Origin of the sequence: Polycladomyces subterraneus, assembly GCF_030433435.1 — a bacterium.
Taxonomy (GTDB): Bacteria; Bacillota; Bacilli; order Thermoactinomycetales; family JIR-001; genus Polycladomyces; species Polycladomyces subterraneus.
In genome coordinates, this window is record NZ_JANRHH010000047.1 from 41263 (window position 1) to 56874 (window position 15612).

17 protein-coding genes are annotated in these 15612 nt (G+C 53.8%); 15 read left to right on the plus strand and 2 right to left on the minus strand.

Going from position 1 to position 15612, the window contains the following annotated elements; all coding sequences use genetic code 11:
* Positions 1–81 precede the first annotated feature (81 nt).
* The 10 genes from hrcA (at position 82) to deoC (ending at position 10582) form a co-directional block, all read left to right on the plus strand.
* Entirely contained in the window at positions 82–1104 is a 1023-nt protein-coding gene (gene hrcA, locus NWF35_RS12945) for a heat-inducible transcriptional repressor HrcA (RefSeq protein ID WP_301239619.1), read from the plus strand.
* Positions 1105–1289: 185 nt separating this feature from the next.
* The gene (gene grpE, locus NWF35_RS12950) at positions 1290–1937 is read left to right on the plus strand and encodes a nucleotide exchange factor GrpE (protein WP_301239620.1); all 648 of its coding nucleotides are present in this window, start codon (positions 1290–1292) and stop codon (positions 1935–1937) included.
* 150 nt (positions 1938–2087) lie between these two features.
* Positions 2088–3926 carry a molecular chaperone DnaK gene (gene dnaK, locus NWF35_RS12955; RefSeq protein ID WP_301239621.1) on the plus strand — a complete coding sequence of 613 codons (1839 nt, stop codon included), beginning with the start codon at positions 2088–2090 and terminating at the stop codon, positions 3924–3926.
* A 119-nt stretch (positions 3927–4045) separates the two neighbouring features.
* Complete coding sequence (gene dnaJ / locus NWF35_RS12960; protein ID WP_301239623.1) at positions 4046–5173, plus strand: molecular chaperone DnaJ; 1128 nt, start codon at positions 4046–4048, stop codon at positions 5171–5173.
* Positions 5174–5246: 73 nt separating this feature from the next.
* Positions 5247–6185 (plus strand): 50S ribosomal protein L11 methyltransferase, encoded by a 939-nt coding sequence (gene prmA, locus NWF35_RS12965; RefSeq protein ID WP_301239625.1) that lies wholly within the window; start codon positions 5247–5249, stop codon positions 6183–6185.
* 18 nt (positions 6186–6203) lie between these two features.
* The gene (locus NWF35_RS12970; protein WP_301239627.1) at positions 6204–6947 is read left to right on the plus strand and encodes a 16S rRNA (uracil(1498)-N(3))-methyltransferase; all 744 of its coding nucleotides are present in this window, start codon (positions 6204–6206) and stop codon (positions 6945–6947) included.
* Complete coding sequence (gene mtaB / locus NWF35_RS12975) at positions 6944–8299, plus strand: tRNA (N(6)-L-threonylcarbamoyladenosine(37)-C(2))-methylthiotransferase MtaB (RefSeq protein ID WP_301239629.1); 1356 nt, start codon at positions 6944–6946, stop codon at positions 8297–8299. Before NWF35_RS12970 ends, mtaB begins: the two co-directional genes overlap by 4 nt.
* Before the next feature lie 226 nt (positions 8300–8525).
* Positions 8526–9350, plus strand: coding sequence for a GNAT family N-acetyltransferase (locus tag NWF35_RS16890; RefSeq protein WP_363321621.1), 825 nt, complete (start codon positions 8526–8528; stop codon positions 9348–9350).
* A 108-nt stretch (positions 9351–9458) separates the two neighbouring features.
* Positions 9459–9884: an NUDIX hydrolase gene (locus NWF35_RS12990; protein ID WP_301239631.1), complete on the plus strand. Its 426-nt coding sequence runs from the start codon at positions 9459–9461 to the stop codon at positions 9882–9884.
* Positions 9885–9910: 26 nt separating this feature from the next.
* Positions 9911–10582: a deoxyribose-phosphate aldolase gene (gene deoC, locus NWF35_RS12995; protein WP_301239633.1), complete on the plus strand. Its 672-nt coding sequence runs from the start codon at positions 9911–9913 to the stop codon at positions 10580–10582.
* Positions 10583–10743: 161 nt separating this feature from the next.
* Here deoC and NWF35_RS13000 read toward each other — a convergent pair whose 3' ends face one another.
* Positions 10744–11679: a Na/Pi cotransporter family protein gene (locus NWF35_RS13000; protein WP_301239634.1), complete on the minus strand. Its 936-nt coding sequence runs from the start codon at positions 11677–11679 to the stop codon at positions 10744–10746.
* Between the two features lie 116 nt (positions 11680–11795).
* A complete protein-coding gene (locus tag NWF35_RS13005) occupies positions 11796–12149 on the minus strand; it encodes a hypothetical protein (RefSeq protein WP_301239636.1) in 354 nt (117 codons plus the stop codon).
* A 127-nt stretch (positions 12150–12276) separates the two neighbouring features.
* Between NWF35_RS13005 and NWF35_RS13010 the strand changes: the two genes are divergently transcribed.
* The 5 genes from NWF35_RS13010 to NWF35_RS13030 all read left to right on the plus strand — a co-directional run bounded on the left by NWF35_RS13010 (position 12277) and on the right by NWF35_RS13030 (position 15308).
* Positions 12277–12654, plus strand: a complete 378-nt coding sequence (locus NWF35_RS13010; RefSeq protein ID WP_301239637.1) for a histidine triad nucleotide-binding protein — start codon at positions 12277–12279, stop codon at positions 12652–12654.
* Between the two features lie 264 nt (positions 12655–12918).
* Positions 12919–13092, plus strand: coding sequence for a 30S ribosomal protein S21 (gene rpsU, locus NWF35_RS13015; protein ID WP_205492745.1), 174 nt, complete (start codon positions 12919–12921; stop codon positions 13090–13092).
* A gap of 18 nt (positions 13093–13110) precedes the next feature.
* On the plus strand, positions 13111–13554 hold the full coding sequence (locus NWF35_RS13020; protein ID WP_301239638.1) for a GatB/YqeY domain-containing protein: 444 nt from the start codon (positions 13111–13113) through the stop codon (positions 13552–13554).
* 322 nt (positions 13555–13876) lie between these two features.
* The gene (gene floA, locus NWF35_RS13025; RefSeq protein WP_301239640.1) at positions 13877–14863 is read left to right on the plus strand and encodes a flotillin-like protein FloA; all 987 of its coding nucleotides are present in this window, start codon (positions 13877–13879) and stop codon (positions 14861–14863) included.
* A 70-nt stretch (positions 14864–14933) separates the two neighbouring features.
* On the plus strand, positions 14934–15308 hold the full coding sequence (locus tag NWF35_RS13030) for a hypothetical protein (protein ID WP_301239642.1): 375 nt from the start codon (positions 14934–14936) through the stop codon (positions 15306–15308).
* Positions 15309–15612 lie beyond the last annotated feature (304 nt).

The window sequence follows — 15612 nt, forward strand, 5'->3', positions numbered from 1 at the left end:
ATGCCCACCCTGTTTGGTACTTTAAAAATAAGCATTTTAGCACTCGTAGAGAGAGAGTGCTAACAAGGAGGTGGGTGGCAGATGTTGACCGAGCGGCAGAAGCTGATCCTCCGTGCCGTTGTCGACGATTATGTGATGACGGCCGAACCGGTCGGTTCGCGCACTGTGTCCAAACGCGAAGGCGTTGGATTCAGCGCAGCAACCATCCGCAATGAGATGGCCGACCTGGAAGAGATGGGCTATCTGGAACAGCCGCACACATCTGCCGGCCGCATTCCGTCCCACAAGGGCTATCGCTATTATGTCGATCACCTGATGGAGCCTGCCCGTCTTTCACGCATGGAGATGATGGCGTTCCGCCGATTCTTCGCGCGCAAGCGGGATGAAGTGGAGCAGGTCATTCAGGAGACGGCTTCCATCCTGTCTCAGATGACCAACTACACCTCCATCATCCTCGGACCCAAAGTGTTTGAGAGCACGCTCAAGCACTTGCAGGTCATCCCGTTGTCTGAACGGGCGGCGGTCGTGATCTTCGTAACCAATACGGGCCATGTGGAAAAACGACGGATTTCGGTACCGGAGGGTATCTCACTCTCCTCAATCGAAAAACTGGTCAATTTACTCAACACCAAATTAACCGGTATTCCTCTATATAAACTGAAACGCGTGGTTTATTGGGAATTGATGGATGAGCTCCGCCGGCATATTGACCACTATGAGTCCGTGATGAGCATGATCGATCAGATGCTGGAAACGGACCACGGCGAACGCGTCTTTTTCAGCGGAGCCACCAACATGCTGAACCAACCCGAGTTTCAGGATGTGGAGAAGGTAAAGAACTTGCTGGACCTTTTCGAGAACAGCGAAACAATGGTTCAGCTGTTAGAATCGAGGGAAGAAGGCGTACAAGTGCGCATCGGGCGTGAAAACGATCTGGAAGCAGTCAACAACTGTAGCATCATTACCGCCACCTACACGGTGGACGGACGTCCGTTGGGCACAATCGGGATTTTGGGTCCGACAAGGATGGATTATCGAAAAGTGATTACACTTTTGGACGTGTTCTCCAAACACTTTTCAGAGCATCTGCGTCGTCTGTATTGAACAATCGATGACAGGACGACGTATCAAACATGTGGATACTGCCGGGTTTGGTGGGGGTACGACGCTACCCCCCCTCCCTTTGTTTGCCGACGGAAGCGATGGCATTGATAACGGGGATTTGATGATCAGGTCGGCTATCCATCGGCTCGGCCAGGTCATGATCATATAGGAGGTTGAAATTCACGGTGCAGAAAGAACAACCGGCGCAACGCCGCAAGGTTTGGCCCGAGGGGTCTTCCGCCGCTGGCGAAGAGCAAGCGGCGAAAGACGAAAGGTCGGGCGTGACGGAAGAACCGGTCCATCAGGAGGCGGATGAACCGGTTCAACAGAAGACGGAACAAGATCTGCACGACAATGTCAGTCCGGAGCAGTATCAGCGAACGCTGGAAGAGTTGGAAGCATGGAAGCAAAAGGCCGAGGAACATTATGAGATGTTCCTGCGTGCCCGGGCGGACTTGGACAATTATCGCAAACGGGTGCGTAAGGAAAAAGAAGAATCCGCCAAATACGCAATGGCGCCTCTGGCGGAAGCGATCCTGCCTGTCGTGGACAACCTGGAACGCGCACTGGCGGCAGGCGGAAACGCAGCTGATGCCAAGGCTCTCCATGAAGGCGTGGAGATGGTGTATCGCCAGTTGCTTCAAGTGCTGCGGCAAGTGGGGGTGGAGCCGATCGAGTCGGTGGGTCAGCCGTTTGATCCGCACCTGCACAATGCTGTGATGCAAGAAGAAACAAGCGATACAGAGCCTGGTATCGTCATCGCGGAACTGCAAAAAGGATACCGGTTCAAGGACCGGGTGTTGCGTCCGGCCATGGTCAAAGTCAGCGTGTGATGTCGGGAAGCACGAGCGCAGAAGAAGGAATGGGGCTCGTCTGCGCCCTTCTTTCACTGCGCCTGTTTCTCGTGGACACATACCGTTTTGAAAGTTATATCATACCACATAGTTGATAAATAGAGATTACATGATTTGGGGGGCATTGCGATGGGAAAAGTCATTGGTATTGACTTGGGAACCACCAACTCCTGTGTGGCGTTCATGGATGGAGATGAAGTAGTCGTCATTCCGAATGCGGAAGGGGGACGCACCACACCGTCCGTTGTCGGTTTTACCAAAAATGGTGAACGGTTGGTAGGTGAGTCGGCTAAGCGTCAAGCCATCACCAACCCGGACAGAACCATCATCTCCATCAAACGGCACATGGGAACTGACTATAAAGTGAAAATCGACGATAAACAGTATACACCGCAGGAAATCTCGGCGATGATCCTGCAGAAATTGAAAGCGGACGCCGAAGCGTATCTGGGCGAGCCCGTGACACAGGCTGTCATCACCGTACCTGCCTACTTCAACGACAGCCAACGGCAAGCGACCAAGGACGCCGGTCGGATCGCCGGTCTGGAAGTGTTGCGGATCATCAACGAGCCGACGGCTGCCGCGCTTGCATATGGTCTGGACAAAGAAGAAGACCAAACCATTCTCGTCTTTGACCTGGGTGGCGGAACATTCGACGTCTCCATCTTGGAGCTGGGTGATGGTCTGTTTGAAGTGAAAGCGACCAGCGGAGACAACCACCTGGGTGGTGACGACTTCGACCAGGCGATCATTGATTGGCTCGTGGAAGAGTTCAAAAAAGAGCACGGCATCGATCTCCGCAATGACCGGATGGCGATGCAGCGTTTGAAAATGGCGGCAGAAAAGGCGAAAAAAGAGTTGTCCGGTATGCTGACCACCACGATTACGGAGCCGTTCTTGGCGATGGACGAAACCGGACCGAAAAACCTGGAAGTGACTCTGACCCGCGCCAAATTTGAAGAACTGACCGCCGATTTGGTCGAGCGTACCATGGGTCCGACCCGTCAGGCGTTGAAAGATGCCGGCTTGGAGCCTCACCAAATTGATAAAGTGATTCTGGTCGGCGGATCGACCCGGATTCCGGCGGTGCAAGAAGCGATCAAGAAACTGATCGGGAAAGAGCCGAGCAAAGGGGTCAACCCGGACGAAGTAGTAGCAATGGGTGCGGCCATCCAAGGCGGCGTGTTGTCCGGTGACGTGAAAGACGTCGTGCTGTTGGACGTGACGCCGTTGTCGCTCGGAATTGAAACGCTGGGCGGTGTATTCACCAAATTGATCCCGCGCAACACCACCATCCCGACGGAGAAATCGCAAATCTTCTCAACGGCGGCGGATAACCAAACCGTGGTGGATATCCACGTGCTGCAAGGGGAGCGCCCGATGGCGGCTGACAACAAATCGCTGGGTCGTTTCCAACTGCAGGATATCCCGCCTGCCCCGCGCGGTGTGCCGCAAATCGAGGTAACGTTTAAAATCGACGCCAACGGGATTGTGAATGTGTCGGCGAAAGACTTGGCGACCGGCAAGAGCAAGGACATTACAATTCAGTCTTCCAGCGGCTTGAGCGAAGAAGAGATTCAGCGGATGATCAAAGAGGCGGAAGAGCACGCCGAGGAAGACAAAAAGCGCAAAGAGGCCGCCGAAGTCCGCAACAAAGCGGATCAATTGGTCTTCACGACCAACAAGACTTTGAATGATCTGGGCGACAAAGTGTCCGAAGAAGACCGGAAAAAAGTCGAAGAGGCCAAGGAAAAAGTACAGAAAACCTTGTCGGATAACGATACCGCAGCGATCAAGCAGGCCACCGAAGAGTTGGAGAAAGTGGTGCAGGAGGTTTCCGTCAAAGTGTATCAGCAAGCGGCCCAGCAACAGACGGCCAATGAAGCTAATGACCAATCGGCGGAAACCAAAAAGAAAGACGACAATGTCGTCGATGCTGATTACGAAGTAGTCGATGATGACAAATAAGAAGCCACATGTACCGGGGGTCGGAGCGAAAGAGGCTTTTCGCTTTGACTTCCCCGTTTTTTGCTGAATAATATACGTGAAAGATTCTTGTGCCGGGGAAAGAATAGGGGGGTGAACCCGTGAGCAAGCGGGATTACTACGAAGTGCTGGGTGTCAGCCGGGACGCTTCCCCCGAGGAGATTCGAAAAGCATATCGGAAGCTGGCCCGCAAATATCATCCAGACGTCAACAAGGATCCGGATGCGGAACAGAAGTTCAAAGAAGTGAAAGAAGCATACGAAGTACTGAGTGACCCCCAGAAAAAGGCGCAATACGATCAGTTCGGTCATGCCGATCCCAACATGGGAGCGGGTGGAACTGGCGGGTTCGGCGGATTTGGTGGGGAGACCGACTTCGGTTTCGGAGACATTTTCGATATGTTTTTTGGCGGCAGAAGGAGAAACTCGAATGCACCCCGGCAGGGAGCCGACTTGGAGTTTCGTCTGACCGTTGAGTTTAAAGATGCGGTGTTTGGTAAAGAAATGGAAGTGATGGTCCCGCGGACGGAAACCTGTTCCACTTGCTCTGGAACCGGGGCGAAACCGGGTACGCATCCGGAGACATGTCCAGTTTGTCATGGATCAGGACAGGCGGAAATCGTGCAGAACACGCCGTTCGGACGCATCGTCAACCGGCGGATCTGCCATCAGTGCGAAGGGAAAGGGAAAATTATTCGCCAAAAATGCGTCGCGTGCGGTGGAACCGGAAAAGTGAAGCGGAAACGGAAAATCAACATCCGGATCCCCGCCGGTGTCCACGATGGTACACAACTACGCATCGCTGGTGAGGGTGAACCGGGGATTAACGGTGGACCGCCAGGTGATTTGTACATTTTGATCAAGGTAAAGCCGCATGAATTTTTCACGCGTGAGGACGACGACATCGTTTGCGAACTGCCGATCACTTTCGTTCAAGCGGCGCTGGGCGACGAAGTGGTGGTACCGACCTTGAACGGCCGTGCCAAATTGAAGATACCTCCCGGTACGCAGACGGGAACGGAATTCCGTTTGCGTGGCAAAGGGGTTCCGCGGCTTCGCGGGTACGGTCAGGGTGACCAGCGGGTGCGGATCCGCGTGGTGACACCGACCGGTTTGACCGAAGAGCAGAAAAACGTCCTGCGTGAATTCGGACGGTTGACCGGCGATTACATCACTGAGCAAAACGACAGCTTTTTCTCCAAGATGAAACGGGCCTTTAAAGGCGAATGATCCTAAACAAGGTCGCAAGGACTTATCATAGCGGGCGTATGCCCGTTTTTTCCTATATTGGGGAGGTGACTGCGTGAATTGGGTGGAGGTTTGTGTCCATACCAGTCGGGAGGCTGTGGAAGCTGTCAGCTATCGGTTGCAGGAGATGGGTGCCGATGGCGTTTCCATCGAAGATCCTGAAGTACTGGAACGTGAATGGAAAAGTCCTTTCGGCGAGATTCCCGCATTATCGATGGAGGATTACCCGTCAGAAGGAGTGCGGGTGAAATGCTATATTCCCGAAACATCGGGCGTGACCGCGTTTGTCCGGCAAGCCGAATCGTTGATGAAGGAGATCAGGGAATACGGTCTGGACCCTGGTCCGGCACGTGTTACAACACGGAAACTGGCGGAAGAGTCATGGTCGGAGGCGTGGAAAGCCTACTACAAACCGGTGCGTATCTCCAAACGTATGATCGTGAAACCGGTGTGGGAGTCGTATGAGCCGGTCCACGATGATGAAGTGATCATCGAGCTGGATCCGGGAATGGCATTCGGTACGGGAACGCATCCGACGACGACGCTCTGCCTACAGTTGTTGGAGCATTATATCCCCCATCGTGGCAGTGTGATCGACGTGGGATGCGGCAGCGGGATTTTGAGTGTGGCCGCGGCCAAATTAGGGGCGGAGTCGGTGTTGGCACTCGATTTGGACGATGTGGCAGTGACAAGTGCGGAGGCCAATGTGCGGTTGAACGGAGTTCAGGATCGCGTGCGGGTTCGTCAAGGCGATTTGCTTCGGGGTGTGACCGGACAGTCTGACCTCGTCGTGGCCAATATTCTTGCGGAAATCATTGTCCGCATGTTGCCGGATGTCCCACGTGTGTTGAAGGACAGTGGGCATCTCATCGTTTCCGGAGTCATCCAGGTGAAAGAACAACTGGTGCGCAGCGAAATGGAAAAGCAAGGATTGCAGATAGTGGAAGCCATTCGCGACGGAGATTGGGTAGCCATCGTGGCGAAAAAGGTGTAGAATGTGAGGAGTGAATAAATGCAGCGTTATTTTGTCGACCTGGATCAAATCGGTTCTCGCACGATCACCATCGTGGGCGATGATGTTCATCACATCAAAAAAGTGATGCGATTTCGGCCGGGAGATCCGATCATCTGTTGCGACGGTCGCGGAACCGATTATGTGACAGCCATTGACACCATCGGGCCAGATGAGGTCGTCTGCCGAGTGGTGGAAAGGCGTCCATCCGCGGGAGAGCCGCGTATATCCGTTACGGTGGCGCAATCGCTCCCCAAGGGTGATAAATGGGAATGGGTGTTGCAAAAAGGTACGGAATTGGGCGCAACTACCTTTGTGCCGTTTGTCTCTGCGCGCACCATTGTGAAATGGGATGCAAAGAAAGCGGAAAAACGGCGGGAACGGTGGATGCGCATCGTCAAAGAAGCGGCTGAGCAAGCCCATCGCGGAACGATTCCCGAAGTGATGCCCGTGGCGGATTGGCAAGTGATGTTATCCCGTGCGGCTTCAACGGGTTGTGCCATGATCGCCTATGAGGGAGGCGGTCAACCGATCCAACAAGTATTGGAAGGTGACCACTCATCCTTTTTGTTGATTGTCGGACCAGAAGGCGGTTTTGAGGAAAGAGAAGTGAGGGAAGCGGAAGCGGCTGGTGCCGTTCCGGTCAGTTTGGGGCCCCGCATCCTGCGAACCGAAACAGCCGCCGTCGCCATGTTGACAGCAGTGATGTATGCATCAGGTGAGATGGGAGGTGAACGGGCATGAGCACCGTTGCGTTTCACACATTGGGTTGCAAAGTGAACGCCTATGAAACGGAAGCGATCTGGCAATTGTTCAAACAAGCCGGTTACGAAAAAGTGGATTTCGAACAAAAAGCGGACGTGTATGTGATCAACACCTGCACGGTGACCAACACCGGGGACAAAAAAAGCCGGCAGGTCATCCGTCGGGCCATTCGTCGCAATCCGGATGCCGTGGTGGCGGTCACCGGTTGCTATGCGCAAACGTCACCCAAGGAAATTATGGAGATACCGGGTGTGGACATCGTCGTCGGCACACAGGGGCGGGACAAACTCCTGGAATATGTGGAACAGTATAAGCGGGAACGGCAGCCGATCAATGCGGTGAAAAATATTATGAAAGCACGGGAGTTCGAGGAGTTGGACGTCCCGACGTTTTCGGAACGGACACGTGCATCGCTCAAGATTCAGGAAGGATGCAATAACTTCTGCACATTTTGCATCATTCCGTGGGCACGGGGGCTGATGCGCAGCCGAAAACCGGAGAGCGTCCTCAAACAGGCTCGCCAACTGGTGGAAGCGGGGTACAAGGAGATCGTCCTGACCGGCATTCACACAGGAGGCTACGGGGAAGACCTGGAAAATTACACGCTGGCGGATCTTCTGTGGGATTTGGATCAGATCGACGGGCTCAAACGCGTCCGCATCAGCTCAATTGAAGCCAGCCAGATCACCGACCGGGTGATCGAAGTGCTCAACGCCTCGGACAAAATGTGCCGTCATCTGCACATCCCGCTTCAAGCCGGGGATGACGAAGTGTTGAAACGGATGCGCCGCAAGTACACGGTGGACGAGTACCGGCGCAAAATCGAACAAGTCAAATCGGCGATGCCCAACGTGGCCATTACGACCGATGTGATCGTCGGATTCCCGGGCGAGACGGAGGAGCAGTTTGAAAACGGCTATCGTTTGATCGAAGAGCTGGAATTCGCGGAACTTCACGTTTTCCCGTATTCCAAACGGACCGGTACACCGGCGGCCCGGATGGAAAACCAGGTGCCGGAAGAAGTGAAACACGAACGGGTTCACCGCTTGATCGAACTGTCCAATCGTCTCTCGCTCAAATATTCGAAGCGGTTTGTAGGCGATGTGCTGGAAGTGATTCCGGAGCGTCCGTTCAAGGAAGCGCCGGACAGCGGGTTGTACATGGGCTATTCCGACAACTATCTGCAAGTGGTCTTCGAAGGCAATGACGATCTGATCGGCCAGGTTTGCCGTGTGAAAATCGACGAAGCAGGCGCCGAATATTGTCGAGGCACATTTGCCACAGTGGTACGGGACGTGCCCCGTCCGGCATCCAAACCGAAAGCGGTGTGATGAGCTAGGAGTGATCTCGTTCAGGGTCGTTCCGATTTCCCGTCAAAAGCTCAAAGCGGGCTTATCATCAGACAAGCCTCAGACCACTTTGCCAACAGTTTCGCGACCCCTTTTGGGGTCGCTTTTTTGGTTCCTTTTCGTTTTACTATTGACAATTGTCCCTCATTTTGTTACCACATGGTCATTCCCCTATTCGAATTACCTTTTTCGTAATGGAGTGAATAGCGTGGAACGAATCGATGTGGTTTCCGTATTGATTCTGGATGAGGAGCGAAAACGGGTGTTGACGGTGCAGAACGAGGAGCTCTGGAGTCTCCCGGGCGGAAAGCGGGAAGAAGCGGAGTCACTCCGCCAAGCGGCGATACGGGAAACGAAGGAAGAAACCGGTTATGATGTGGAAGTGGAAGGGGTGGTACGAATCAGTGAACGGATGTCATCGAATCATGTGGTGTTTTTCACCTTTCGCGGTCGCGTAGTGGGCGGGAAGATGGCAACTGAAGATCCTGAGATCCAGCGTGTAGAGTGGAAAGACCTCAGTGAAGCCGAAAGGTTGATGCCGTGGTACGGGGATCTTATGGCGCTGTGGAACGGCCCGTCTGTGTATCGGAACGAACAGGGAGGTGGACATACGATTCGGGAGTTGACCCATGAGGAAGACTTCCGATCCGTTTTTCCGCTCATACGCCAGCTCAGGACCGATCTCACCGAGGAGAAATATGTGGACCTGTTGCATGTCATGCGAAAGGAAGGGTACCGGCTGTTCGGACTGGCCCGGGATGGGGAGTGGTTGGCGCTGGCCGGTGTAGGGATTCGTCACAACTTCTACAATGGCCGACATTTGTTTGTATACGATCTGGTAACGGATTCCCAACAACGTTCCAAGGGATACGGAGCGATGTTGCTCACCCATCTGGAGGCGTGGGCACAAGTGAACGGGTGCGAAAGAGTGGAACTGACGTCTGGCGTGCAACGTCTGGATGCACACCGGTTTTACGAGAGGAAAATGGGATATAACCGTACCAGCTGGGTGTTTCGGAAGGAACTAACCTGAACCCTCCTGTCTCCTTTTCCCTTGCCCATGCTGTTTGTGGTATGCTATCATCACGAACGTGTGAACTTGTGCCGCCTACGACAACGGGCCAAAAGGGGTGTGTGCCGAATGAAAGAGATATCAGCCGGCGGTGTAGTGTACAGGCGCACGGCAAACGGTGTGGAAATTTTATTGATTGAGGACCGTTATACACATTGGACACTGCCCAAAGGCAAGCAGGAACCCGGGGAGACGCACGAGGAAACGGCACTGAGGGAGATTGAGGAAGAGACGGGGATTCGCGGACGGATTGAGCAGCCGCTGGAATCGGTGTCCTACACATATTTTCACCCCGACAAAGGGAACGTGCAAAAAGAAGTCCACTATTATCTCGTACAAGCTGAAACGGACCAAGTCGTCCCGCAATTGTCGGAAATCAACACAGTGCGGTGGTTGAGTGCAGAAGAGGCTTGGAAGTTGCATGAACGGGAAGGATATGAGAATAATCGGTCGGTATTGAAGAAAGCGTTTCAATGCTTGGGCATTGACGTTTGATTGAGCAGGGAAAGGAAGAGGGAAGAATGGACTTGAAAACCATTGCCAGCATGATCGATCATACGTTGCTGAAACCGGATGCGACAGCATCGCAAATCGAAAATCTGTGCCGGGAGGCCAAAGAATACGGCTTTGCTTCCGTTTGCGTCAACCCGGTTTGGGTGGCTCGGGCGGCCGAGTGGTTGAAGGGTTCTGATGTCAAAGTATGTACGGTGGTCGGCTTTCCGTTGGGCGCAACTACCAAGGAGACCAAAGCGTTCGAAACCCGGAACGCCATCGAAAACGGTGCCGATGAAATTGATATGGTGATGAATATCGGCGCGCTCAAATCGGGGGATCACACGCTTGTTCGGGAAGATATCGCGGCTGTGGTGGAAGCGGCCGGCGGAAAAACGGTCAAAGTAATTCTGGAGACGGGTCTGCTGAATGACGATGAGATTCGTATCGCGTCTACTCTGGCCAAGGAAGCGGGTGCTCACTTCGTCAAGACGTCGACCGGATTCGGGCACGGTGGAGCCACCGAGGAGGCCGTCCGGCTAATGCGGAAGACGGTGGGACCTGACATGGGGGTGAAAGCCTCTGGGGGTGTGCGCGATGCGGAAACCGCCCGCAAAATGATCGAAGCCGGAGCCAACCGAATCGGGGCTAGTGCCAGTGTGGCCATTGTCACCGGTGCCCAAGGAACGAAAGGGTATTGATGGATCTTCGACATCATTCAAAACAAGCACTTTGTCATCCAACCTGCCCGCCTGAATAGGCGGGTTTTTTGTATATGGGAGTGATGGATGAGCATGAACCCGTCTGAAAGATCACGGCGCCCATAGGGAGTTCCCTTGGCGCGCTTCAACCATGGGTAGTGTCAAGTGCGCAATTCTCTCGATGGTACCAGTCTGGTGATGAACCGAGCATACGCGCTGGTGAATGGGAGCATGATCAATGAACAGATGATGTTGAACAAGGTTTGGGCGTGCGCTACCTGTGTAGCAGGATGAGCGGACAACGCCGCTACCCAGTCCGCAAATGAGGAGACAAACGGTGCGAACAGCAACATGCCGCCCACATTCAGCAACAAGTGGGCCACCGCCACCTGTTTGGCGGCTCGGTTGGCACCGATCACGGCCAGTAACCCGGTAACACATGTGCCCACATTGCTACCCAACACCACCGCCACGGCAAAGGGAAGGGAAATCAAGCCTGATGCGAAAAAGCCCATGGCCATCGCGATGGTGGCACTGCTGCTCTGAATGACTGCCGTCATCAATATGCCGGCTGTTAGACCTGTTTGTACAGCATCCCCACGACTGAGCAGCCATGACATCCATCCCTGCTCTTTTAGTGGAATGGCCAGCCACTGCATCACGTTCATTCCGAGAAATATACAGCCGAAACCGCCAATGACGACGCCGATCCACGCGAACCGTTTCCACGGCAACAGCCAGATGACAGCACCCGAGACAATCATCGGCACGGCGAAATCCTCGATTTTCAGGGCCAAGATTTCAGTTGTGACGGTAGTGCCGATATTGGTGCCCAAAATCAACCCCACTGTTTGAGAAAAATCCATCAATCCGGCATTGACGAATCCGATCGTCAGCACGGTCACTGCACTGCTGCTCTGCAAGAAACCGGTGGCCACAATACCGGTCATAAAACTGCGAAGCGGTGTTTTGGTAAATCGCAACAACACCGATTGCAAATGGCGACCAGCCATCGTTTCCAATCCAGAACGGATCAGTTGCAACCCGAATAGAAAAATGGTCAACCCTGTTGCAAAAGGGATCAACAATTCGCGCATGGCTCTGCCTCCCCACCTTGATTCCAATATATGGCCAAGTAGAGACAGGCATGATTCCAAAAGAAAAAAGCCCCATGAGGGCTTTGATTACTTGTCACCGCAGAGCGCAGGTCGGGTCAACGTTGTTTGTTTCGTCTCGGGATGAACGGGGGCGGTTCCATTCCCGGTTCCATCCCGGGAGAGAAAGGGACTGGCCATTCCGGAGGCGGCATGGGTCGTTTTCCCTTTTCGGGATGGCGTTCCGGATCGAGCTGGGGCGAGCCGAAAACCGCCCAGGGTGGTGGGTTGCCCGCTTTTTTGAGGGAGCGGTTTGATGGAGGGGGGAAAGGGTGATCATGGGCAAAAGCTGGATCGTCAAAGGGGTCTGGAGGAGCAGAATGGTCCGTCGGGAACCGTTTTTCCAGCTCTTCCTTCACCATTTTGCGGATCAGGCGCCGCAAATGGTTTTCTGTTTGTTTGTCGCGGGTCATGTCGATTTCCCTCCTTTCTTCCGGTCGGTTAGGCGATCGTTGTATCCTATGCGTATGCGCTCTTTTTAGTGCCGGGGCTGGATAAATCGTTTCAAACTCTTTTGTCTAAGGGTGTTTTCTTGATATAATGTGGCCATCAGAAGGACAAGGAGGGTCGTGTGTGGCCGATTGTCTGTTTTGCGGTATCGTCAAGGGAGAGATCCCATCCGAAAAAGTGTATGAGGATGACCGTGTGCTGGCGTTTAAGGATATCAATCCCGTCGCACCGGTACATGTTCTGCTGATTCCCAAGGAACATCACTCCGACGTGATGGAAGCGGCAGATCGTGACCCAGCCGTGTTGGGCCATTTGTTCACGGTGGCTTCCAAGTTGGCCAAGGAGCTGGGGTTGTCGGAAAAGGGATTTCGTGTGGTGAATAACTGTGGGAAAGACGGCGGCCAAACCGTTTTTCACCTTCATTTCCATCTGATCGGCGGCCGTCAGCTGACATGGCCTCCGGGTTGATGTTGCAATATCCAAGGTCTTTGACATGCCTTTTTCTGCTAATGTATAATGAAGGCTGACTTTGCAACATAAGACTGGTCTTATTTGGGCCGGTTGGCATCCTACGGGCTGCATGGGGGCAGGTTGACAGCGAGAACCGGCAGGTGTGGACTTTCCCTTCGCTGGGAAATCGGTCGCCACTTGTGTCTGGTGGTGGTCAACTTTGTCTAACCCCGGCCGCTTTTGGTTTGGCGGCTCGCTGACCCGCGGAGGGGAGGGATATGCATGGCGGAGGTTCGCGTGCGCAAAAACGAATCGCTGGATAACGCATTGCGCCGGTTTAAGCGTTCCTGCTCGAAAGACGGCGTGCTGGCCGAGTTGAGGAAACGGGAACACTACGATAAACCCAGTGTTCGCCGGAAAAAGAAATCCGAGGCTGCACGGAAAAAGCGGAAGTAAGGAAAGGTGGCTGTCAAAGTGAGCCTTTTGGAACGGTTGAACCAGGATATGAAGACTGCTATGAAAAACAAAGAAAAGACCAAGCTTTCCGTGATCCGCATGCTTCGTTCTGAAATCAAAAATGAAGAGATTCAGCGGCAACACACGCTGAACGATGAAGAAGTGATCGAAGTCCTGATGCGCGAACTGAAAAAGCGCAAAGATGCCTTGCAGCAGTTTGAAGAGGCGGGCCGGGATGACCTGGTTCAGCAACTGCGGGAGGAAATTGCGGTGATCGAACCGTACTTGCCCGAGCAGTTGAGTGAAGAGGAACTGCGCGAACTGGTGCGAGAAGTAGTGCAGGAAACGGGTGCTTCGTCCAAAGCTGACATAGGCAAAGTGATGAAGGCCATCATGCCGCGTGTCAAAGGACGTGCGGACGGAAAACTGGTCAACCGTTTAGTGCAGGAAGTATTGAGCTGACTCCGCTTACAGCGGTTGTTGGGTTGATGATAGGATGTGCTTGGCAGTGTACCCTGCGTGGCGGCTGAACCGTCGGTGATCCACCAACGCTCCGTTGATCTGATTTGCAGTGGTTGCTGGGGTTGGGAATCCCTTCCGACAACTCCGGTCTACCATCTGCAGGTGGGGGATCAGGAACGATTGTTACCGTCTGTCTGGTGCTTTCACCCAAAAGGATGGAGAGACACCTTGGGCAAACTGGTTCACAGCGTGGGGTACGCTGTTTTTTTGCCCCGTACCTGTTAAAATTATTTTTCACCACCAAAAAACGGAGGATGAGCGCATGAGTGCCGAGGTATTGGTCGTTTTGCTCGTGGTGGTCGGTATTATATTCTTGTCCATCCTGTTTACATTTGTACCCGTGATGCTGTGGATCAGTGCCATGGCGTCAGGAGTTTATGTCGGTTTGACTACATTGATCGGGATGCGGTTGCGACGGATTGTGCCAGCGCGTATCGTCAATCCTTTGATCAAAGCGAGAAAAGCGGGGCTGGATGTCAATATTGTTCAGTTGGAAACGCATTACCTGGCCGGAGGGAATGTGGATCGGGTGGTGGACGCCCTGATCGCTGCACAGCGGGCGGACATCGATCTGGAGTTTGAACGGGCGGCGGCGATCGACTTGGCGGGACGTGATGTGTTGGAAGCTGTACAGATGAGTGTCAATCCCAAGGTGATTGAAACCCCGGTGGTCTCCGCCGTGGCCAAGGACGGAATCGAGGTGAAGGTGATAGCTCGGGTGACCGTCCGCGCCAATATCGACCGTTTGGTCGGTGGTGCGGGAGAAGAGACGATCATCGCCCGGGTCGGCGAAGGAATCGTGACCACCAACGGTTCGGCCAATAGCCACAAAGAAGTGTTAGAAAATCCAGACATGATCTCCAACACCGTGCTGAGCAAGGGATTGGATGCGGGAACGGCCTTTGAAATCCTCTCCATTGACATTGCCGACGTGGATATCGGGGAAAACATCGGCGCCCGCCTGCAGACCGATCAAGCTGAAGCGGACAAACGGATCGCCCAAGCCAAGGCCGAGGAGCGTCGGGCGATGGCAGTGGCCAAGGAGCAGGAGATGCGTGCGCGGGTTGAGGAAATGCGCGCCAAAGTGGTGGAGGCGGAAGCACAAGTGCCGCTGGCAATGGCGGAAGCGTTGCGCTCCGGAAAATTGGGGGTCATGGATTATTATCATTTGCAAAATGTGATGGCGGATACTGCGATGCGTAAATCGATCAGCCGCTCTGCCGATGGAGAAGAGGACGAGGAGAACTGATGGTCGTTCAGTGGTCTTTGTCTGATATCGATTGCGGAGACCGACAACGTCACCGGGGAGGTGCACTGGAGTGGGATGGACACTGTTGGTCGTCGGATTGTTTCTATTGATCCGATTGGTGAGACGGCTGTCGAGAGGCGATCAACGGCGCCCCCTTTCCCGACAGCGTATGGCCGAAACAGATCGAGCCCGACACTCTTATCAGTTAAATGAAGTGTCCCGAACGGATTTTACGCCGGAAAATCAAAAAAAGGGGACATCTCAGGATAGGGTGGTGTTGACTCCCCAGGCGGTGTCACCCCGGATGAGGTTGAAGCAAACAAAGAAGAGATCCCCGATACAATGGGCACGGGAGGACTGGTCCCGTGCGATCGTCATGCAGGAGATTCTGGGTCCGCCTCGGGCATTGCGGCCGTTCAGAAGTAAATTTCCTCGTGGTAGGTAAACACATGTTGCGGTCAGGTATCGGTCTCTGGGAGCGAAGGGAAAACGCACCCGAAATCCAGTGGCTATCGTACGTCTGCGAACATGTAGCGATGTTAGCGACGACATAAGCCCGATCGAGCGAAGAACGAGCCGGGAAAGCAATTCGGACGACCAAGTTACACATGTCCAGATCCGATTTGATAACAGTCTCCCCCGACCTGGCGTCGGGTTTTTCCTTGTTTGTGAAGAACTGACATCCTTGTCGTGACGAGGCGGACGCATTGCCGTTGTTTGACATGGAAACATGTGCGACTGATGGCACA